General features: G+C 64.2%; 12 protein-coding genes. 5 read left to right on the top strand and 7 right to left on the bottom strand.

The window, feature by feature from the left end:
- Positions 1-11 precede the first annotated feature (11 nt).
- On the top strand, positions 12-1376 hold the full coding sequence (locus LZ496_RS13930; protein ID WP_283938027.1) for a methyl-accepting chemotaxis protein: 1365 nt from the start codon (positions 12-14) through the stop codon (positions 1374-1376).
- Positions 1377-1393: 17 nt separating this feature from the next.
- On the opposite strand, the gene LZ496_RS07840 is transcribed toward LZ496_RS13930, so the two are convergent.
- From LZ496_RS07840 to LZ496_RS07815, 5 genes are all read right to left on the bottom strand, one after another.
- Positions 1394-4459 carry a CHAT domain-containing protein gene (locus LZ496_RS07840; protein ID WP_249904088.1) on the bottom strand — a complete coding sequence of 1022 codons (3066 nt, stop codon included), beginning with the start codon at positions 4457-4459 and terminating at the stop codon, positions 1394-1396.
- Positions 4456-11823, bottom strand: coding sequence for a hypothetical protein (locus LZ496_RS13925; protein ID WP_283937982.1), 7368 nt, complete (start codon positions 11821-11823; stop codon positions 4456-4458). Before LZ496_RS13925 ends, LZ496_RS07840 begins: the two co-directional genes overlap by 4 nt.
- A gap of 10 nt (positions 11824-11833) precedes the next feature.
- The gene (locus LZ496_RS07825; RefSeq protein WP_249904087.1) at positions 11834-13555 is read right to left on the bottom strand and encodes a ShlB/FhaC/HecB family hemolysin secretion/activation protein; all 1722 of its coding nucleotides are present in this window, start codon (positions 13553-13555) and stop codon (positions 11834-11836) included.
- A gap of 133 nt (positions 13556-13688) precedes the next feature.
- Entirely contained in the window at positions 13689-14921 is a 1233-nt protein-coding gene (locus tag LZ496_RS07820; protein ID WP_249904086.1) for an ammonium transporter, read from the bottom strand.
- A gap of 69 nt (positions 14922-14990) precedes the next feature.
- Complete coding sequence (locus tag LZ496_RS07815; RefSeq protein ID WP_249904085.1) at positions 14991-15875, bottom strand: arginase family protein; 885 nt, start codon at positions 15873-15875, stop codon at positions 14991-14993.
- A 41-nt stretch (positions 15876-15916) separates the two neighbouring features.
- On the opposite strand from LZ496_RS07815, the gene hutI reads away from it, so the two are divergent.
- On the top strand, positions 15917-17131 hold the full coding sequence (gene hutI / locus LZ496_RS07810; protein WP_249904084.1) for an imidazolonepropionase: 1215 nt from the start codon (positions 15917-15919) through the stop codon (positions 17129-17131).
- Positions 17132-17138: 7 nt separating this feature from the next.
- On the opposite strand, the gene LZ496_RS07805 is transcribed toward hutI, so the two are convergent.
- Positions 17139-17801 (bottom strand): CDP-alcohol phosphatidyltransferase family protein, encoded by a 663-nt coding sequence (locus LZ496_RS07805; protein WP_249904083.1) that lies wholly within the window; start codon positions 17799-17801, stop codon positions 17139-17141.
- Between the two features lie 260 nt (positions 17802-18061).
- Between LZ496_RS07805 and hutU the strand changes: the two genes are divergently transcribed.
- Both hutU and LZ496_RS07795 read left to right on the top strand, forming a co-directional pair.
- Positions 18062-19726: a urocanate hydratase gene (hutU, locus tag LZ496_RS07800; protein WP_249904082.1), complete on the top strand. Its 1665-nt coding sequence runs from the start codon at positions 18062-18064 to the stop codon at positions 19724-19726.
- A gap of 136 nt (positions 19727-19862) precedes the next feature.
- The gene (locus LZ496_RS07795) at positions 19863-20684 is read left to right on the top strand and encodes a hypothetical protein (protein WP_249904081.1); all 822 of its coding nucleotides are present in this window, start codon (positions 19863-19865) and stop codon (positions 20682-20684) included.
- Positions 20685-20698: 14 nt separating this feature from the next.
- On the opposite strand, the gene LZ496_RS07790 is transcribed toward LZ496_RS07795, so the two are convergent.
- Positions 20699-20995 (bottom strand): hypothetical protein, encoded by a 297-nt coding sequence (locus tag LZ496_RS07790; RefSeq protein WP_249904080.1) that lies wholly within the window; start codon positions 20993-20995, stop codon positions 20699-20701.
- A gap of 224 nt (positions 20996-21219) precedes the next feature.
- Between LZ496_RS07790 and hutH the strand changes: the two genes are divergently transcribed.
- A complete protein-coding gene (gene hutH / locus LZ496_RS07785) occupies positions 21220-22722 on the top strand; it encodes a histidine ammonia-lyase (protein WP_249904079.1) in 1503 nt (500 codons plus the stop codon).
- The last annotated feature ends 5 nt before the right edge of the window (positions 22723-22727 follow it).

Raw genomic sequence — 22727 nt, 5'->3', positions numbered from 1 at the left:
GATTGGTGCACATGATTTCTTCGAGCGGTAGTGAATCCGACGATGCGATGGTCAGCGACAATCTGGATCTAGGCTCGCGGCTGGAATATTTCGGCTTCACCGCCGATGATGTTCTGGTCGCCCGAAAGATGTGGGACATCATTTCCGACGACGCGGTCGGCATCGGCGAGCTGCAGTTTGAAAAATGGTCAGCACTCCAGAAGGGAGCGCCTCCGCCCAGCGCGCAGCAGCGCGCGGGCGCCGTCAACGAGATGGCGAACGATCTCCAGATCAAGTTTACCCGGTTCGATGACATCGATTGGGTCAGGTCGGCCGAGAAGGTGGTTCTTTCAGCCTTCGCGGCCGGAATTCCGCTAACCGGAATCATCTCGATCGGGTCGGCCTATGCCGCCACGACGCTTGGGATCATGTCGCGGCGACATGAATGTTCGAAGGAAGAGCGCCAGCGGCTCAATGATGTCTTCATCCGGATGTTCTCGATCGAATGCGACATCGTCAGCAGTATCTATACCGAATATCTCGACCGGCACGCGCGGCAGGAGCGCGACCGGCTTTCCGAAGAGTTCCAGCGGGGTGTCGGACTGACCGTGGAGGAAGCGAGCGAGGAGGGCGCTGCCCTTCGCGACCGCGCCCTGCGCAGTGCCAAATCCACGCGGCAGGTTCTTGCCAAGATCGCTGAAGTGGCCACCGCCGCTGACCAGTCGGCGACCGCGATGCAGGGCGCGGCCCATGCCGCCGCTGGACTGACTCGCGCGATCGATGAGGTGCGTTCCGAAGTCGAAACATCCGCCCGGGTCGCAACGACGGCAGCATCGCAAGCGGCGGACGCGGTGGGCATTTCCGAAGTGCTGGAATCCCACGCCCGATCCATCGAATCCATCCTGGACATCATCCGCAAGATCGCGGGCCAAACCAATTTGCTTGCGCTCAATGCGACGATCGAGGCGGCGCGCGCCGGGGATGCCGGCCGCGGATTTGCCGTTGTCGCGCAGGAGGTGAAGACCCTGTCCCGGCAGACCGCAACCGCGACGGACGAGATCGCGGCGAAGATATCGGCAATACAGCTTGCGACCCGTTCAACGGTGGAAACCAGCGCGGCGATCCAGGCGACGACCTTGGATGCTCAGGAATCCGCCAAGCGGATCCTGAACGTGATCAGGGCGGAAGCGCAGACTGTCGCTTCCATCGCGTCCGCGGTCGATGAAACGGCGCTGACCGCCGATGCCATGTCGAACACGATCACTGCCATTCGCGAGAATACCGAACAGGTAGCCGACGAGATCGACAGCGTGGGACATGGCTTCGACCAGTTCGGCAGACGCCTCGGCGCGCTACGGGCGAATGCCGAGGAATTCGCGGGCAAGGTCGCCGCTTAGGCGGCCCTGCCTTTCCATTACTTCGCGGCTGGCTTGACCCCGGCGGACGCCACGGCGGTCGTCGGGATGAGCGGCTTTGCGCCGTCGCCGAGGATGATGAACGCCGCCCAATAGAATGGGTGAGAGGTTTTGGGATCGTCCATCAACCGGACCTGCGATTTCTCCAGCGCATCGGCGAGGGCCTGTCCGGGCTGCGCGTCGACCATCCCGCCGATCAGGCGCTTGGTGGCATCATATTGCTCCGGAACCGGCCAGTGGCTGGCAACCACCGACCTGGCACCTGCACCGACAAATGCGCGTACCAGTCCGTCGAGCGCATAATTGCCGCCGGTGGCGATGCCTGCTTCGCGGCTGACGGCAGCCGTCGCCGATCCGGCAGTATCGCACGCTGACAGGATGACCACATCCGCGTCGAGCTTCAAGTCGAAGATCTCGCGGAAGCTTAAAAGGCCGTCCGAGCCATTGGGCGCGAAGCTGGTGACGAGCGCCGGTCGCGGCGGACAGTCGGGTCGCGGTGACGTTACCAGGCCGTGCGTTGCGAAGTGCAGCACCCGATATTGGTCGAGTTGCTCGCCGCTGCCGAGCAATGCGCTATCATTGAAGGCCGCACCGGTGATGAGATCGCTTTGCGCATCCCCGAAGCGGGCTTCCGCCACGCGTAGCTCGTCGGCCGGAATGGGGATCTGCCACATGGCGATCGGCCAGTCGCATTCGTCCGCCACGGCGGCCACCGGGCGCGTGAAGGCGACGGCATTCTCTCCCAGCCCGAGATAGGCCTGCCGTGCCCGGCTCGGCGCAATGCTGCGCATATCGAGAAAGCTTCTGGGGCTCACCGAGATGGACACTTCGCGGCCGCGGCCAAGCCAGTCGACGCCGGTGAAATCGAACGCGTCGGCATCGCTCTTGGCGGCCCGCGCCTTGTAAGCGTCGACGCCTGCCTGAGTTGCCGGAAGAAGAGACGGCGGCAGTTGCAGCATCGGCCCGTCCGGTTCGAATACAAGGTGCTTCAGCGCCCGGACTTCCGAATCGACCGGACCGAACAGGGTGACATATAGGCCCCGCGCTCGCTCGACTTCGAAGGGCTCGGTGACTGCTTCGCCGTTTTCGATCCGGACGATGCTGTTCCGCAATGCCGTAACGTTGGAAGCAATCGCACTGGCGGTCGTTCCTAATTTCAAGGCACGGGCGGCTTGCTGGCTGGCCATCAGGGCATAGAGTTCGTCGCCGACGACCATCAGCTTGTAATAGCCTTCGCCGCTTCGAAGCGCGGCCTGCATTTCCGCAAGCTCGACAGTTTGCGACGACAGGACCTTGTAACGCGGATAATCGTTGAGCTGTGCCTGCAGCTTGACTTGCTCGGCCCGCAGCGCCTCGAGACTGGATTTACCAGTAGTGAGCGCCAGCTCGTCACCGGCGGTCCGTTCCGGTAAAGCCTCCAGCCGCCTGATCTCGGAATCCTGCCGAACAATCTCGCGAGTTCGCGCCAGAGCCAGTCGGAAGAGCGCGCTGCCTTCGTCGTTGCCAGCCGAATATTGCCGCGCGAGGATCGCCTGTGTCTGCGCAACGCCGGGCCGCTGAAGCAGCTGCGACGCCCGGAACATTGACGCGGCGGCTTCTGACGATCCGTCACGCGCCAGCAGGTCGAAATAAGGGCCAAGCAGATTGCGAAGCACGGTTCCGCTGTCGGCGATGCTGGCACCGCCGGCGACAACTTCGTCGAACAGCGCGCGGCCGCCTGCCGAATCGCCGGAACGAACCAGATATCCCGCCTTGCGCGCCTTTGCCGACAAGAGGGCAGGGCTTTCCGGGAAGACTTCGGCAAGGGCGGCAATAGCCGCATCGAATGCGCCAATTGCACTCGAACGGTCGCCGCGCGCCTCGGCTACCAAAGCACGTTCAACTTGAATCTCGCTGATCAGCCAATTAGCCGAATGTACCCTGCCGTCACGGACCCTAAGTATCTTGGCTTGGGCCTCGGTCAGCTGTGCTTCGGAATCCGCCAGTTGCCCTTGCTGGCGTAACGCAATGCCGCGCAGCTCCATCGCCTGCGCGTCGAGTATCGCCCCTCGTTCGGCCGGCGTCAGTTGATTGCCGACGTCGGCGACTTCCTGGCCGCTTGCACTGTCGCGATTGATGGCGAGACTTAACGGCGGCGTGATCAGTCCTTCGCGGATGCGGTCGGCGTCCTCGACCTCGGCCACGGGCGGGACGGTCACGGCCAAGGCCGCGACCGCTTCGTTCCAATGGTGCTGGTTGAGCTGATTGATCGCACGATAGTTGCGGATTAGCCGCTGCATTACGCCGTCGCCTTGCGGGCTGGCGGCCTCGGCGCGAGCGAGCAGTCGTTCAGCCCCGGCGAAATTCCCGAGGTTCGATTGCTGAAGCCCCTGGTTCACCAACGCTTCCGCCAGCGAAGCGGGTTCGCTTGCCGAACGGCCGACAAGACTTTCGAAGAATTCCGCGCTTTCGGCGAAGCGGCCGGCATTGTTGCGGATATAGGCTTCGGAACGCACACCCGCCGGGTCGAGCGCGCCGGCCTGCACGCGCGCAAAGGCCGCGGGATCGCTGACCTCGGTCGTTGCGACCTGTACAGCCCCGCTTTGCGCCCGGTCGGTGACCAGCGACGCCAGCGCCAGCTTCAATGCCGGGTCATATCCGGCAAGACCCTCTACCAAGTAGCTGGTATCGCCCTGCTGGACTGAATAGCGCCGGTAATCGATGCCCGCCGCCTCGTCGCGACAGTGAATGGCGCGGACCGTACCGACCCTATCGATGTTCGCGCTTTCTTCGACCCCGCAGGTCGTCGTAACCGCAGACACCGCGCTCGGCTCACGTGCCGTGTCTAGCGCCCGCCGAACGGCGATCGCACTGCCGATCGGTCCCGCCGCGTCGCGGCAGGTGAGCAAATAGGCACGGTCGAAAATGCCGGTCAGCCGTGTATCCGTGGGTCGGACCTGTGCCGTACAAAGGACGCCCGCGTCGCCCAGCCGGAAGCTCGGCTTGATCGACAGGGGCGTCTCGGCCGCACCGGCCTGCGCGATTGCGGCGCTTGCCAGCATCAGTATCCGGAGAGAGCGGGTCATTGCTCCTTCTCCTCGTTCGACGGGGGACCCGCCGGTTTTTCCATCAGACCCGGATTCCCGCTGCCGGAGACCGGGTCATCAACATCGCCAGGCTCCGTAAGTCCGGAGTTGGACCGCATCGACGTTCCGACTTCAGGATCGCTTGCCGCCGCTTCCTCACCAAGTTCGCTGGTGTCGAACAATGGGCTCGGCGGTTCGATCGGGCTCCTCGACCCTTCGTCGGTCTCTTCATCATTATCGTCGATGAAGTCTTCGTTCCCGAACTCGGGTGGCGGGAGAATGTTGTCCTTGGCCAGGACGATTTCCTGCTGGATGCCCGGGCTCGGCTGGAAATTCGGCCCACCGGGCGGTGGCGGTGGCGGTGGCGGCGCACAGTCACCGACCAACAGGCAGCCGTTGACCGTGCTGTTTTCGGTAAAGGGCGTCAGGTCCCCGCCTTGAGATTCGACCAATGCATCCCGCACGTCGATGCCGGTCAAGGTGCCGGTCGGCGTTACGATCTGTCCGTTGATCACGACATCCAGCGATCTGGGAGGAAGGGTGAATTCATCATCCTCCCCGAACAGGATCTGGTCGGTCGCGACGAAACCCGCCGGCGTTTCGCTGGTGCCCGTATTCTGGACAAACAGCGTGTACAGCGGTTCGGTCCCGGCATTGCCGATTTCGATATTGATGACTCCGGCACGGATCACGCCGTCCGGCCGTTCAACATCGGCTGGCGCATTCAGGTCGTCCTGATATCTGTCATATTGCGGGTCGAGCGCGAGCTGATCGAGGATGTCGCCGCTCGCGATATGGATGTGGTTGGCATCTAGTTCGAGAGTCCCCGCCAATGCGGTTCCGGCCCCGGTCAGCGACAGGAGCGCGGTTCCCGCGTCCAGTTCGAAGGTGCGGGTGATGAATGATACCTCGTCCGCATCCGTCATGCCGGTAAACAAGGCTTGGCCGGCGACACGGATCGTCCCGACCGGGCTATCTTCGTCGCCGGAATAGGTCGCAAAGACGAAACTGCCCGCCTGGCCATCAAGTTTGCCAAGCAGCATTGATGGCGCCGCACCCAATGCTGCATCGGCACCGATCATCAGCGTATCGGCATCTATGCGCCCGAATTCGGCATTGGAAAGCAGGTAGCCCTGACCCGCGACACCGTCGCCGACGATCGTCTGGGTTGGATTGGACGAAACGAGGATGACGCCAGCGGGCGCATCGATGCTGCCGGATGTACCGATATCGATATCGTTCGACGTAAGCTCGATGAACTGGGCCGACATGGAATCGTTGATGGTCGCCAGGCCGCCCGCGGCCGCCAATAGCAGGTTGGTCGATACCGGCCCATTGAACGTGATCGCGCCGCCGGTCTGGACCGGATCGGCATTGAACACCGCTTCGACGTCGTAATTGTCGGAACTAAGGTCGCCGCCAAGCGCGATCATCGAATAGTCGCCAAGATGGATGCGCCCTTGCGCGCCCGTGGTGAAGGCGTCGAATGTCATGTTGCCGCCGGCAAGGCCGAGGAACCGGCCGCCCGCGTCAATATCGCCCGAGATAATGTTACCGCTCGCTGCCATTGCGATGTCGGTCTGCGAAGTAGCCGATGCGACGGTAACCGAGCCGCCGGTTGCGACGGCGGCGATATGATATTCGCCGTCCACGATCGGGTTGACGATTCCGGCGGAAAGATTTCCGAGATTGACGTTACCGGTGCCGGTGCGAACCTCGATCGCATCGCCCGATGTCACGTCTCCAGTCGAAATGTCGCCGCCGATCGACTCGATATCGAAATATTCGGCCGAAACCGCCGATCCGAGGTCAATTCCGGTGGCCGCCAGCAGGTCGATATATTCGTCGCTGTCGAGATCGTCGGTCTCGATCGAACCGCCCGACGTTGCCATCTCGATAAAGCCAAGTGCGTTGATGGCGCCAGTAAGGATGTTTCCGCCCGCTGTCAGCCGGACGAACTGCGATGAATCGATCGCACCGGTCTGTATCCCGCCGCCCGCAGTGAGTGTGATCGGCTGGCCCGAGAGTGTTCCCATGGTAATGGAAAGCGCCGCATTGGCGTCGATGAAAGTGGCGGCCGTCACATTAAGCGTGGAGAGGTCCCCGCCCGAGGTCAGGTCGACCGCACCGCCACTTTGGAGGATCTCCAGCCGCAGCAAACCGGTACCGGTAGAAGCGGTGATCGACCCGGGCGTTGAGATGTCTTCGCCGAGGATCGAATCTCCCGCTGTCAGGCTGACATTGCCGCCCGCGACCATGTTGCCGATATCCATCGAACCGGCCGTAGCCGCGATTGTGACTGGTCCGCCGGCATTGATGCTGCCGGTGTCGAACGATGTTCCCGCCAACAAGGTGGCAGAGCCCGCCGCAGTCACACTGCTCACGCTGACCGAACCGTCGCCGTCCATCGATATGGCGCCGCCGTTGGACGTGGCGATGCCGGTAACGATCGATCCGCCGCTCAGCACCTGGATGTTGCCCGCTGCGGTAAGGTTTCCAACCACACCGGTCGAAACGCCGGTTGCGCCGTCGAGCAGGATCGCGCCGCCGCTGTTCATCGACCCGCCGGTGATGCCGCCGGTGTCGGCGACGACAGTGATATTGCCACCGGCATTGATGTTGCCCGTGTCGACGCTGCCTCCGGCATGGAGGCTGACGAAATCTGCTGCGACAATGTTTGCCGTGTCGATGAGGCCCGGCGCGACCAGGTCAATCGCGGACGCTGAGACGAGGTTCGCATCGATGATCAGGTCGCCATTGGTAGTGAAGGCGAACGTGTTCGCGCTGATCGTACCGAAGCCGGCCGCGACGGTACGCTCCGGATCGTGAATGAAATTATCCGCCGTGACGCTGAAGGAATTCGCGGACAAGGACGTGGTGAGCGGTGTGCCGTCATCCGCGAGAATGGAAGCCACGCCGTCCGTGACGAAACTGAAGGCGCCGGTGATTGTAACCTGGCCGTTGACGATCGCGATCGAGTCCGTCGCCAGGTCCGCGATCTGGTTGTCAGCCGTGATGGTGAAATCCAGCGAACCGATCGTGGCCACGCTGTTCTCGACGATGAAACCGCTGCCGCCTTCCATCATGCTGGCACCGGGCCCCGCGCCCGCGCCTCCAAGCGAAGTGGAAGTGCCAACAATCGTTCCGGCGTTCAGCGTGCCGCCCTGGGCGACATTGATGTTGCGGCTGGTGACCAGCACGCCGATCTCGTCGGATTCCGCATTGCCGCCGGCGCCCCGGACGGCGCCAAAGCCACCGTCGCCACCCGTCGCATCGGCGACCAGTTCGGCGAATGTGATATTGACCGTCGAACCGCGGACAAGAAGTGTCGCGATACCGCCCTCGGCATCTCCGCCATTGCCGCCATTGCCGGCCGCTCCGGCAAGGCCGACTGGCGTGCCGGCGCCCGCCGCGCCGCCTAACCCGCCGTCGCCGCCCATTCCACCCTCGGCGCTGGAATCCATTTCAACGGAGCCATAATTGCCCACGCCATTGTTGATGGCGACTGCTTCTTCGGAGCCGCTCTCGGTTCCTACATTGATGATGCCGCCGAAGGCCGCTCCGCCAATACCGCCGGCACCGCCGGTGCCGCCGTTTCCGCCTTGGCCAACGGTCCCGATCCCGCCTGCGCCACCATTGCCGCCGAGTCCGCCAAGGCCTCCCGTCCCAGTCGCCTGGGTTACCGCGATGCCGACGTTCATCGTACCGTTGCCGGCAGCGGCGGTAATTGCTGCCCGCCCTCCGGAGCCGATTCCGCCATTGCCGCCAGATCCGCCGGTCGCGCCATCCCCGCCGACGCTGCCGCTGCTGCCGCCACCGCCTGTCAGGCCCTCGCCGCCGTCGCCGCCTGTTCCGCTCGCACTGACGAATGCTGACGATTCCACGCCCTGAACGGTGACGGAACTCGAAACTATGTCGCCATTGGCGGAGTGCAGCGATGCCCAGCCGCCGGTGCCATCGCCGCCATCGCCCCCACCGAAGCTGCCGTCTCCGCCGGTTCCATCTGAAACGGCAACGGCCGATCCATTGATGACCAGGTCGCCATTTTTGGCGAAGATGTGCGCGCCACCGACATTCAGTTCGAAGTTGCCGCCGCCCGTTCCATTGCCACCCGTCGTACCGGTCCCGCCTTCGCCGGAAGCATCCGCATAGGCCGTGCCATTGACCGTAAGGTCGCCGCCCGCCGCATTGATCCTGGCGGTGTTGCCGGTGCCGTCACCGCCCAATCCGCCAAAACTGTTGCCGCCGAAGCCCATGGAAAAGACGGATAGCTCGCCGTCCACCGTCATCGCGCCGCCGCGAACGGCCACGCTTGCCGTGCCGCCGGTTCCGTCTCCACCGTCGCCATTTGCGACCTGTCCGCTGTCGCCGCCATGACCGCTTACATCGAGGTGAACCGCCGAACCGAAGCTGAGCGCGTTGGTTGCGGCATTGTCGGACGTCAGGAAGACTTGGCCACCCTGCCCGTTGCCGGCGACGAGATTGGCACTGTCATATCCGCCCCACCCGATCGCGATGAGGTCGGTTTCCTGCCCGACGTTGACCGAATTGCCGCCATTGGCGAACAGGAAGATCCGACCGCCAATGCCATCGCCGCCGTTGATGGTGGTATTGGTATCGGGATCGATAATAGCGCTCTCGCCGCCCCAACCGTTGGCCGATGCTTCCAGTGTCGTGCCGATCTCAAGCCGGTTGATGCCCGTGCTGATCGACCCGCTCGTTCCGATAAAGATATCGCCGCCTTGCCCGATTCCGCCGGCGCTGCAGCCGAAGCTGCACTCGCTGGAATATCCGGCGTAACCGTCGACTTCCAAGGTTGCGGACCCGGTGATGTCCAGCAGGGAATTGCCGTCACGCGAATTGACGTTGATGTCGCCGCCGGTGCCATTGCCGCTGTAGGTCCCGAAATTCGGCGCCCCGCCGATCCCTTCGGCAGTTGCGGACAGATCTCCGGCGATGGTGACGTTCCCGCCCAAAAGCGCCTGAAGGAAAACTTCGCCGCCATTGCCCGCCCCGGTGGTCGATCCCGCGCCGCCACTAGTGCCCCCTTCGCCGTCCGCGTCGAGGTATAGGTCATTGCCCAACCCAAGCGTCGCATTGTTGGCATAGGCTTCTACATGGCCGCCCTGTCCGATGCCGCCATTGCCGACATCGGAATAGCCACCACGACCTTCGGAAATCAGATAGGCGACATTGTTGATTTGCAATGTGCCGCCGGTGCTGGCGCTGTACCAGGAACCGCCGCCGGACCCGGGCAAGCCGCCCTGTCCGTTGCCGCCGGTCGCGCCGGATCCGCCATAGCCCGACGTATCGATCAGCGCGAAGCCGGTGACGGTGAAGGTACCCGCGCTATTGGCGAATGCCTGGCCGCTTCCGCCGCGGCCGTTGCCGCCAATGCCGAGGGGCGAGTGACCGCCATAGCCGGTGACCGATTGGGTGAGATCCTCCGAGAGCGTCATCGTGCCGCCCGAGACGAACGCCTGAACGGTTCCGCCGCGACCCGTGCCGCCGGCCGTGAAACCATCGGCGCCGGTACCGTTGGCGTTGATCGCGACATCGCTTGCGACCGTTACATCACTGCTGCTGCTCGACGAGAAATTGACGTTGCCGCCAAGACCCCACCCGCCGGTCGCGCCATAGCCGCCGGTGCCGTCGGCCCACATGTAAAGCACGTCGCCGAAGATCATGCTGTTGTTGGGCCCGGTATGCGCCTGGACGTTGATCGTGCCGGCATCGCCGAGACCGCCGGCGGCGCCGCACTCGAAGCAGTCGGACGGCATTCCGCCCTGGCCGTTGGCCCTGAGATAGGCCGCTTCCGCCACATCCATCGTCGATCCGCCCGACGTGAAGACGTTGACGGTTCCGCCAAAGCCGTCGCCGCCGTCGATCGCCCCGAAGAAGGACCCGCCATAGCCGCTCGCATCGGCATCGAGGCCGCCGCTCAGCGTCATGTCGCCGCCCGTTGTCGACTGCACCAGGATGACGCCGCCAGTCCCGTCACCGGAGGGCGTTCCGGCCGTGCCACTGAATCCGCCCGTTCCGACTGCGCGCAGCAGGGTTGTGCCGGCGACCGTCAACTGGCCCCCGGCAAACGCCTGCAAGACCACATCACCGGCCGTCACGGATTCGCCGGCCGCCTGGCCGTCCCGGCTGGCGGTCAACGTCAAGTTGCCGCCAACGGCGACGACACCGCCGCTGCCTGCGTCAAGCCGCGCCATGTCGCGTCCGCGGAGCGACGCGTCCGATGCAAAGGTCAGTGCCTGGTCGACCACTCCGGCCGCCATGATGCCGTCGGCGCGCGCATAGACCGCCGAGGTGAAATTGGTTTCGGCGATGCTCATGTGGGCATCGGCGCCGCTCGCCGCGGACGGGGTTGAACTGATGTCGCCGGAAACAATGTCATGGCCGGCCGACAGGACGACCGCATTGTCGATCTCTTCGGCGGCGCCGGCGATATCGAACCCGAGGTTCGAACCTCCGCCGATCGCCATGGTCAGCGCATCATTCTTCGGAACGGCGACCATATAGACGCGGTGATTGTCCCCGGGGCCGGTGCTCTCCGGACCGCCAATGTCGCCATTCACTCCTACGCCATTCGCGTCGGTCGTTCCGACATCGACCGTGATGTCGAACAGGCCGCTGGTGCGGAAGGTAATGGTGGCGGCTTCGGCGCCGACCAACGCCGCTCCACCATTGACGTTGATCGTCCCGCTATGCCCGACCCTGGGCGCGACGAGCGCGACGTAGCTGCCTTCGTTGAGCGCGAGAATCTGCGATCCGGCGACCGTGTTGATCTGGGCATTCGGATTGTCGGCCAGACCGAAGGAGACCTTGGATCCGTCGTTGGTATCGATAAAGCTTCCCGAGTCCGCGTCGTAGCTGATCGGCGAAGCCGAAAGCACGAGAGAGCCGACATTGATGACGGCGGTGGCGCCAACCACGAAACCTGACGGGCTGTAAAAATAGATCGCGCCGCCGGTCTGGCCATTGACCATTCCCAGAATATTTCCATTCAGCGCAACGGCCCGGCTGTTGTCGGCGACATTGATCCGGTTGAGCACCGCGAAATCGCCGACCAGGTCAGGATTGTTCTGGAAGATCGCGGTCGTATCCTGTGGCTGGAAATTGATCGCGCCGCCGCCGATCCCATTGTCGCTGGGCGTCCAGTTGATGACCGACTGGTCCTGGTTGACCGTCACCGTTGTCGTGTTGAGGACGCTATTGTCGATCGAGCCGTGGGCGGGATTGGTAAAGGCGCCGGTACCGGCAAAGCTCTGTGCCGCAGCAGGCGAGGGACCGGCGACCAGCGCGACGGCCAGCGCAAGGGTCGAAACCCGGCTTGATACGGACAGGCTACGCGTCATCCCTTGCCTCCTACGGGAGGATCCGGCCGGTCAGCGTGACCAGCAGTCGGACGTCTCCCTTTCGATTGGCGAATCCAGCTTTCTCCAGCGGCACGGCAACGGCCGTATCGAACCGCAGGCGATCGTTTAGCTCGGCGCGGACTCCGCCTCCGGCCGATGTCAGGCGATCGGCGCCGACGCCGTCATTCTTGTTCCACGCCCAGGCGGCATCGCCGAACACATAGGGCTGCAAGGTCAGTTCGGACCGGGCGATCGGGCGCAGGCGCGGGCCGCGCAGTTCGGCGAGTACACCGACGCCGCTGTCGCCGCTGATCGTCGACGGGTCATAGCCGCGACCGACCGTATAGTTTCCGCCCGTGAACTCTTCGAAGGAGAGTAGCGGATCGAACGCATATTGTGCTCTCGGGCTGACGGCGAAGGCGAAGTCCTCGCCCAGCGCAAGCTCGGCACTGGCCGCGGCGCGCAGCAACATCGCTTCCGGTTTGCCGTCGATGCGCGTGGTCGGCGTTTCGCCTGGCGCGCAAATGCCGTTGCAGCTTTCGGTGGCGCCGAAAATGTCGAGGCCCTTGCGCAGTTCGATCATGGCGTCGCCGCGCCACTTGGGCCGCCTGGACGTCAGGTCGACGCCGCTCCAGTTGCCGCGCAGCCAGAGCACCCTGATCTTGTCGCGGGTCAGCGGACCGAAGAAGTCGACCTTCTGGTCGGTATAGTCGAACCCGATTCCGCCCCACAGGCTGGACGACTGGGTGAGCAGGAAGGGATAGCGCGCTCCGATGGTCCAGAAGAGCGTTTTCGATTCCAGATCCGGAGTTGCGTCGTTGCCGCCGATGTCCGGCTCGCTCCACGCATAAGTGAACTGGCCGTCAACGACGAGGCCCTCCGCGCCCGGCCGGAAGCTGTGCGCCAGTTGAAGGATCTTCTGTTCCTTGAAGTCGGGCGTGGAATAGAAGGCAAGGGTAGTGACGTCGCCAAGGCCAGTAAGGCCATAGAGCTGGCCGCGAAGCTGGCCGCCCCAGCGCCCCGTTTCCTGGGCGGCAAGATTCTGGGCCGTAAAGTCCAGCGAATAGCGCCGGCTCAGCACGGCGACCTCGCCGATTAACTCGCCGGGACCGGTGCCCGCCGGCTTCAAGGTCAATTGGACATTGTAGCCAGGAAGGTCCCGTGCCAGCAGCAGATAGCGCTCCGCCCGGTTGCGATCGAAATATTCGTCTTCGGTCAGCTTACCCAAATAGGCGGCGAGCTTGGCCTCCGCGCCGTCGGTCTGGCCGCGTGCCCGAACGGTCGTGATGCGCGCGTAGAGCGTCTCCATCCGAACCACACCATTTTCGATGCGCTGCGTCGGGACCTGGACCGCGGCAAGATAGCCCTTGTTCCGCAGCAGCGTCGCTGCCGCATCGCGGATTTCGCAGAGCACCGCGACCGGCTGCTCGGTTCCGGCGAGCGGTGCCCAGGTCGAGCGCATCTCTTCCGGGGTCGCCCCCTTGAGGCCGTTGAACACGACCTCGTTGATCGTCACCCGGACATCGGCGAAACGTGGATCGGCGAGCGGGCAGGGGGATCGCTCGACCCCGCCTACGACATTGAGGGTCGGCTTGGCCTCGGGCGGCGGCTGGGTGATGCGAGTCAGCTCTTCGCGGGTAGGCGCGATCGTCTGCGCAGCAACCGGCGCCGTCGCGGACAGCGCGGCGGAAGCAAGCAAAAGCCATGTGTACTTGCGGCGCCAGCCCGTCATTTGGTGCCCCCTTCACACGCGAAAGGGAGCCCCACCAGAATCAGCTGCGCGCCCCCACGCATTAATTTTCGTGAAACCAAACTTAACGTGAGTCAATGTTGAATTGTAATTCAACTTTTGACCGGCGTGCCGTTCAGGGATTGTAGGCGCGCTCTCCATGCTCGCTGAGGTCGAGGCCTTCCCGTTCTTCGTCGGCGTCTCGGCGCAATGGAAGGGCAATGCGCGTAAGGTAAAAGCAGATGGCCGAACCCGCTGCGGACCAGCCGATAGCCAGCAGCACCGCCCCGACCTGCCTTCCGAGTTGCGTGCCAAGTGAATAGTCAGGTCCACCATGCCCGCCGAGCATGGGCACGGCCACGATCGCGGTGCCAACCGATCCGACGATTCCGCCAAGCCCATGGATCCCGAACACGTCCAAGCTGTCGTCGAGACGAAGTCGATGCTTGGCCAATGCGATGAAGCTGTAACAGGCTGCGCTTGCTGCCAGGCCAAGCAAGATCGCGCCGAGCGGGCCGCTGATCCCGGCTGCCGGAGTGACGGCGACCAGTCCCGTGACGGCACCGGACGCGCCGCCGAGCAATGACGGTTTGCCGGATCGCCACCGCTCGATCCCCATCCAGCCGAGCATGCCGGCCGCCGGTGCGACAAATGTGTTGAGCATGGCGATCGCGGCCAGGCTGTTCGCTTCCAATGCTGATCCGGCGTTGAACCCGAACCAGCCGACCCAGAGAAGCCCGGCCCCGACCAGGACCAGAGCGAGGCTGTGGGGCGGCATCGCTTCCTTGAGGAAGCCGATGCGCGGACCGGCGAAAGCAACACCGACGAGACCCGCGATGCCGGCGTTGATGTGCACCACCGTCCCCCCGGCAAAGTCGATCGCCCCGGTTTGAAGGATGAGGCCGTCAGCTGCCCAAACCATATGGGCGATCGGCGCATAGACGATGCTGACGAACAGGATCGTAAAGAGAAGCATGGCCGAAAAGCGGACGCGCTCCACCAGCGCACCAACGACCAGTGCGACCGTGATTGCTGCAAAGCTCATCTGGAAGCAGGCAAACAGAAGTTCGGGAATTGCCTTGCCGGGGGTCGCCAGCGCCCACGCGGTGTCGCCTTCGATACCCCGCAGCCCGGCCTTCGCCAGATCGCCGACGATCAGACCGCTGCCCGAAAAGGCGAGGCTATAGGCCCAGCCGACCCACACCAGGATTGCGACCGCGCCGACCCCCATGACCTGGCTCATCACCGACAGCAAATTCTTGGCGCGGACCAGTCCGCCGTAAAAGAGGGCGAGGCCGGGAAGCAGCATCATCGTGACCAGCAGCGTCGCCGTCAGGACCCAGGCCACATCGCCGCTGTCGAACGCCATTTCCGCCCCCTTGCTGCACCGCACAAGCTGCAGTGGACAAAGAGTCGGCTCAAGCCGCCCGTGAATAATTCAACGTTGTTCGAACCCCGCCAGGCATTCGGCGACCCACCGCGCGGCCGTCAGTGCGCTGAGGTCCGTGGCATCCAGTGGCGGATCCCATTCGGTGAGGTCGATCAGGCGCACCTTCGGGTCGGCAGCCAGTATCCTTGCGGCGGCGAAGAAGTCGGCGACCGCCATGCCGCCCGGCCGCGCACCCGGCGCCCCGGGAAGCTGGCTGCGGTCGATCACGTCGATGTCGCAATCGACGACCAGCGCTTCGCAATGGCGGACATGGTCGAGTGCGGTCGATATCGCCTGCACGATCCCGTCGCGATGGACCTTGCCGATCGTCACGACCAGGTGGCCGCCCTCGATCGCGTCGCGATGCATCGCTTCCGAATTGGCGAACGGCGCCAGGCCGATCTGCGCGATATTCCTGCCCGGCAGTCCGTCCTCTCTCAGCGCCCGCACCGGATTGCCATTGCCCAATCCCGCGCTCGTGTCGCGCATGTCGAAATGGGCGTCGAGGGTGATCAATCCGACTTTCTCCAGCGGCAAGCCCAGCGCGTGGACGCCCGGCCTGGTCACCGCATTGTTGCCGCCAGCAAGCAGGGTCAGCCGGTGCCTTTCGACGCTTACCTTGCAGGCCGCGACGATCGACGGCGTCGCTTCCTCGATCGAAAGCCCGGCAATGGGAACGTCGCCATGATCGGCGATCCGCGTCGAGAGCTCCCGGCCGGTCTCGACATCATAAAGGCCGATCCGTCGCAATGTCGCGCGCAACAGCCCCGGCGCAAGATCGCATCGCCCCGGCGTGACCGAGCCCGCGTCCAGAGGCGCGCCGACCAGTCCGACCGGCGCATCCGCTGCCTTGTCGACGAGAAGGTCGGAAAGATTGGGCCAACCGCTGCTCATGCGCTTGACCTAGCAGCTTCGTGCCGCGATTCCACTTATCCATGTGGGATCGCCTCATTACCGACTGCCATGTGGCGACGATGGTCGCCCAGCCCGGCAACCCGCTCGGGCTGTTCCCCAACGCCGCGATCGGCATCGACGAAGGAAAGATCGTCCGGGTCGGCAAGCGCACCGAGCTGGCCGGATTCCGCGCCAAGGAAGTGGTCGCTTGCGGCGGCGCCTGGATCACTCCGGGTCTGGTCGATTGCCATACGCACCTGGTGTTCGGCGGGACGCGCGCCAACGAACATGCCATGCGCCGCGCCGGTGCAAGCTATGAGGACATCGCCAAGGCCGGCGGCGGAATTGCGTCCACGGTCGCCGCGACCAAGGCGGCATCCGCCGACGAATTGCGCGACAGCGCACGGCGGCGCCTCCATGCCTTGATGCAGGGCGGCTTGACGACCATCGAAATCAAGTCGGGCTACGGCCTCGACACGGCGTCGGAGGTCCGGCTCTTGAACGCCGCGCGCGCCATCGGCCGCGACGAGCCGGTGCGGATCGTCACCACCCTGCTCGCTGCCCACGCGCTTCCGCCCGAGGCCAAGGAAGGACCGGCCCGTGAGGCCTATGTGAAAATGATCGTCGAGGAGATGATCCCGTCGGTCGCCAGGGCTGGTGTCGCCAGCAGCGTCGATGCCTTCTGCGAGTCCATCGCCTTCACGCCGGCGGAGGTCGAGCGGGTATTCACCGCTGCCCGCGCCAACGGCCTGCCGGTCCGCCTCCATGCCGAACAATTGACCAACCAGAAGGGCGCGGAACTCGCCGCTCGCTACAAGGCGCTTTCGGCCGACCATCTCGAACATCTGGACGCAGCCGGTGCCAGGGCGATGGCCGCGGCCGGCACCGTGGCGGTGCTGCTGCCCGGCGCTTTCTATGCGCTCAACGAGAAGAAGCAGCCGCCGGTCCAGCTGCTGCGCGATGCCGGCGTTCCGATCGCCATCGCCACCGACTGCAACCCCGGCACGTCACCCGTTCTAAACCCACAGCTCATCATGAACATGGCTTGCACCTTGTTCGGCCTGACCCCGGAGGAGGCGATCGCCGGAATGACGATCAACGCAGCGCGCGCGCTCGGCCTTGCCCATGAAGTCGGGTCGATCGAGGCCGGAAAGTCCGCGGACCTATGCGTCTGGCGGGTCAGCGACCTCAGCGAGCTTGGTTATTGGATCGGACTACCGGGACCGGAACGGCGCATATTCGCCGGCCAGGGCTGACCGCCGCTTACTCGCCTTCCCTGAGGAGGCGCCGCGCCAACGACACCGTCTGCACGATGAACAGGATGATGAGGATCGTTCCCACCGCGCCGACGAAGGCGTCGAAAACGCTGAGCGATTCAAATCGCGGCCCCGATTGGCCAAGGACATACATGGCAACGGTAAGGCCTATCAGGATGAGGCGAAGCTCGGTCGGACCGGCCGCGACGGCGGACAGCTTCAGCTCCCCGACGACTTTCGCCGACAGGAAGGCGTGTGCCGCCAACATATAATATCCGGCAAGCGCAACCAGGGCGACATCGAGCCGGATATAGGGGCTTACGCCAAGCCCGGTGAGGATGAGCAGAGCGCCAAGCACGTCGGCGCTATGATCGATGAAATAGCCATATCGAGGCCGCTCGATCGACCGGTGACGCGCTAGGCTGCCGTCCAGCGAGTCGCCGAACCAGTGCACGACATATCCGGCGACGGAGATCCACAGCCAGTTGCGGTCATATGCGCTCAGCGCATAGCCGGCGAAGACCACGCCAGCGGCAATGAGCGCCAGCAAGGTCAGCAGGTCGGGCGTCACCCATTGCGGCAGACGTGGGCAAATCCAGTTGAGCAGCCGCCGTTCCTGACGCGCGAGCACGTTCTGCTGGATGCGCGTGATCGGCGTCGTGGGTGTCAATCTGGGTTCCGATCTTGAGGGTGTGACCCGCCCATGGCGTAATCATCCTGTCATATCAATCGTGCTGCGCGGGATTGCCCCTAGCAATCGACCAATGATTGGCACTTGGGCAAGGTTCCGACAGGCGCTAGAGGCAGCCTGACCACGCGGGATCGCGACCCCACAGCCGTTCGCCCTGAGCTTGTCGAAGGGCCGCCCTGTTCTTAACGGCGCAAGGGAAGAGCAGTCCTTCGACAAGCTCAGGACGAACGGATTTTCTGATGAACTCGACCGACCGACGCGACAACAGCCGCCACATCCGAGCGCGGCGGGGCAGCGATATCAAGGCCAGGCACTGGACGACCGAAGCCGCGGTGCGGATGCTGATGAATAACCTGGACGATGAAGTCGCCGAGGATCCGCAGAGCCTGGTTGTCTACGGCGGCATCGGCCGGGCAGCGCGCGACTGGCGCTGCTACGACAAGATCGTCGAAACGTTGGAGCGTTTGGAGGAAGACCAGACCCTGCTCATCCAGTCCGGCAAGCCCGTCGGCGTGTTCCGCACCCACAAGGATGCGCCGCGCGTCCTTCTCGCCAACTCCAACCTCGTTCCCAAATGGGCGACGTGGGAGAAGTTCAACGAACTCGATCGCAAGGGGCTGATGATGTACGGCCAGATGACGGCCGGATCGTGGATCTACATCGGCAGCCAGGGCATCGTCCAAGGCACCTACGAAACCTTCGCTGAAATGGGCCGCCAGCATTTCGGCGGCGACCTCAAGGGCAAATGGGTATTGACCGCTGGCCTCGGCGGCATGGGCGGCGCGCAGCCGCTCGCCGCCGTCATGGCCGGCGCCCACTGCATCGCCATCGAGGTGCAGGACAGCCGAATCGAGAAGCGCCTCGAGACCCGCTACGTCGACCGGCGCGCAACCAGTATCGACGAGGCGCTGGAGATCATCAGGAACGCGACCGAGCCGACCAGCGTCGGCCTGCTCGGCAATGCCGCCGAGATCCTTCCGGAAATGGTCCGCCGGGGCATCCGCCCCGATGCGGTCACTGACCAGACGTCCGCACATGACCCGGCTAACGGCTATTGCCCGGCCGGCTGGTCCGTCGCCGAATGGACCGAGATGCGGGAGCGCGATCCGCAAGCCGTCGCCGCCGCGGCGCGCAAGTCGATGGTCGCCCATGTCGAAGCGATGCTTGAATTCCAGAAAATGGGCATTCCGACGTTCGACTATGGCAACAACATCCGCCAGGAAGCTTTCAACGAGGGCCTGAAGAACGCCTTCGACTTCCCCGGATTCGTGCCCGCCTATGTCCGGCCTTTATTCTGCCGCGGCATCGGCCCGTTCCGCTGGGCCGCGCTATCCGGCGATCCCGCCGACATCGCCAAGACCGACGCCAAGGTGAAGGAACTGATCCCCGACGATCCGCATCTCCACCGCTGGCTCGACATGGCGGCCGACCGGATCGCCTTCCAGGGGTTGCCGGCGCGCATTTGCTGGGTCGGCCTCGGTCAGCGCCATCGCCTCGGCCTGGCCTTCAACGAGATGGTTCGCAGCGGTGAATTGTCCGCACCGGTCGTGATCGGCCGCGATCACCTCGACAGCGGCTCGGTCGCCTCGCCCAACCGCGAGACGGAATCGATGCAGGACGGCAGCGATGCGGTGTCTGACTGGCCGCTGCTCAATGCGCTGCTCAACACGGCGTCGGGAGCGACCTGGGTCTCGCTTCATCACGGCGGCGGAGTCGGCATGGGCTATTCGCAGCATTCGGGCGTCGTCATCGTCGCCGACGGAACGGACGATGCTGCGAGGCGCCTCGAGCGCGTTCTCTGGAACGACCCCGGAACCGGCGTCATGCGCCATGCCGATGCCGGCTACGACATCGCCGTCGATTGCGCAAAGGAGCAGGGCCTGGACCTGCCGATGATCCCCTAACCGTCATTCCCGCGAAAGCGGGAACCTAGCGCAACTAAGAATCTGGGTCCCCGCCTTCGCGGGGATGACGAAGATTAGGTGCGTTGGGTCCAAGTGTAATTCCATGTTACCAACCCCCCGCTGGAGGGGGGGGACTATGCCTTTTCGCAATGCCTGGCTCTATGTGCTGGCGCTTCTCGCGCTGACTTTCGTCGCTTTTTGGCCGAGCTATCTGAGCGACCTACCGGGCGCGAAAATGGCTCATCACTTCCACGCGGCAAGCGCCGTCGTCTGGACCATATTGGTGGCCCTCCAGAGCTGGTCGATCCATCACGACAGGTGGGGGCTGCACCGCAGTACGGGGCTGGCCGTTTTCGCCCTTTTCCCATTCTTCATGGTCGCCGGCATGTGGGTCATCCACGTTGAGGCCACGACGCTCGCCGGCGGTCTCACTGACCCGGAAAATCTGCAGATCGCGCAGTTCGGCTTTTTCGATCCATTGGCCAATCTCGGCTTCGCACTGCTGTTCTGGGGCGGCCTTCGATATCGCTACAAGGTCCAGCTCCATTCCCGCTACATGCTTGGCACGGTGATGTTCGTGATCGCGCCGATCGTCTGGCGCCTGGTTCAAAGCAATATCCCCTTCTTCAAGAACGACACGCCGGAAACCGCTTGGCGCTTCTCCTACGCGATGGGTGCCGGCAACGCGGTTGCGATCGCCATCGCGCTCTACCTCTATTGGCTGGCGCCGAAACATGGCCGGCCCTTCCTGTTGGTCGTCTATATCGTCGCTGCCCAGCAACTATTGTACGAGACGGTCGGGCGCTTGCCCGCATGGGCTCCGATCTTCGCAAGTATTTCCGCGACGAATCTCGCGCTGCTGCTGACGCTGACTGCGATCGCCAGTCTCGGGATTGCCTGGCATGGGTGGGTTACAGGCGCTCGGCCAACTGCTCCCAGGGCGACGGCAACTGCCTGACTCCAGCGGAAACACTAGTTAGCTGGGGCCGGCGGCGCTTTCTTTTCCGCATCGTCGCCGATCTCGAACGTCACCGGGCCAAAGGAGCGCGCCCGTGCCGGCGGCTGTACCCTGCGGCACTGCTGCGCGTTGCAGGCAATCATCTCGCCGCTGTCGGTGTCCATCCGCACGACTCCGTCGCCGGACGAGGCCAGCTGGTAGCGGGGTTCATCCGAACCTCCCCACGACAGGATCATTGCCGCGCCAAGGATCGCGGCAGCGATGAATGCGCTTCCCCGATGATCCGGACGATCGTCTCCCGGCGTGCTCATGGCTTTCCCCTTCCCAGTTTCGGTTTCGAGCCTATCCCGTCTGGCTCGCGACGCGCAAATCTCCTAGATGCGCGCGCATGACATTGACGGCTGTTGTCGGCATGCGGAGGCTTCTTTAGCCGTCATGCCAGCGAAGGCTGGCATCCATGTCTGAGAAATGCTGCTAGCTTGGCAAAATTGCATCATGGACCCCAGCCTTCGCTGGGGTGACGAATTGGGCGGATATGATCACACTAAATCCCGAGGCCATCGACCTAACCACCCTCCGCAGGCTCTGGCAGGGCGCCCCCTGCCGCCTCGACGAGGCCAGCATGGATCGCATCCGCGCTTCGGCAGCGGCCGTCGAGCGGATCGTTGCCAGCGGCGAAACCGTTTACGGTATCAACACCGGCTTCGGCCTGCTCGCCAACACGCGCATCCCGCCGGAACGGCTCGCCGAGCTTCAGCGCAACCTGATCCTTTCCCATTCGTGCGGCCTTGGCGAAATGCTTCCGCGCAATGTCGTCCGGCTGATGATCGTGCTGAAGCTGCTTGGATTGGGCCGAGGCTATTCGGGCATACGGCCGCTAGTCATCGATGCCCTGCAGGCGCTGCTCGACAAGGACGCCATGCCGCTGATCCCGGCGCAAGGCAGCGTCGGCGCAAGCGGTGACCTTGCCCCGCTTGCCCATCTTATCGCTGCCTTGCTCGGCGAAGGGCGGATCGACGTCGCCGGTGAAATCCTTCCTGCACGCAATGCGCTCGACAAGCTCGGAATGGCGCCGCTCGAACTCGGCCCCAAGGAAGGGCTGGCCTTGATCAACGGCACCCAGGCGTCGACCGCCATCGCCCTCGACGCGCTGTTCACGGCGGAGCGGGTGTTCGGTGCCGCGCTTGGCGCCGGCGCGCTGTCGGTCGACGCGCTCAAGGGTTCGATCAAGCCGTTCGACCCGCGCATCAGCGAGGTTCGCGGTCAGACCGGCCAGATCCGCGTCGCCGCCGAAATTCGCGGCCTGCTCGATGGAAGCGAGATCCTTGCCAGCCATGGCCGCTGCGGCCGGGTGCAGGATCCTTACAGCTTCCGCTGCCAGCCGCAGGTGATGGGCGCTTCGCTCGATCTGCTAGTCAACGCCGCACGGACTCTGGAAATCGAAGCGGGCGCGGTAACCGACAATCCGATCGTGTTCGAGGATGAGGATACGGCGATCAGCGGCGGCAATTTCCATGCCCAGCCGGTCGCCTTCGCCGCTGACATGATTTCGATGGCGATGTGCGAAGTCGGCTCCTTGAGCGAGCGCCGTACCGCCGTCCTCATCGATCCCAAGATGAGCGGCCTCCCCGCTTTCCTGGTCGACGATGGCGGCGTGAACTCGGGGCTGATGATCCCGCAGGTGACCCAGGCCGCGCTGGTTGCCGAGAACCGCAGTCTCGCCTTCCCGGCCAGCGTCGACAGCGTGCCGACATCGGCGGGGCAGGAGGACCATGTGTCGATGGCGCCGATCGCGGCGCGAAAGGCGGCCCAGATCGTCCGGAATGTCGCGGGCATCGTCGGTGTGGAGCTGATCGCAGCCGCCCAGGGGGTCGACTACCACGCGCCGCTGAAGACATCCGCCAAGCTGCAGCCGCTGCACTCGAACGTGCGCGCAATCAGTCCCCGCCTGGAATCCGACCGCTACTGGGCGGACGAGATGGCGGCTCTGCAGTCGGCGGTGCTGAAAGGCGAACTGGGCTCGCCCTTCAGCCTCTAACCCGG

Source organism: Sphingomonas caseinilytica (assembly GCF_023516455.1).
Lineage (GTDB): Bacteria > Pseudomonadota > Alphaproteobacteria > Sphingomonadales > Sphingomonadaceae > Sphingomicrobium > Sphingomicrobium caseinilyticum.
Note: the sequence above shows the minus strand (reverse complement) of the source record. Positions and strands in the feature narration are given on the sequence as shown.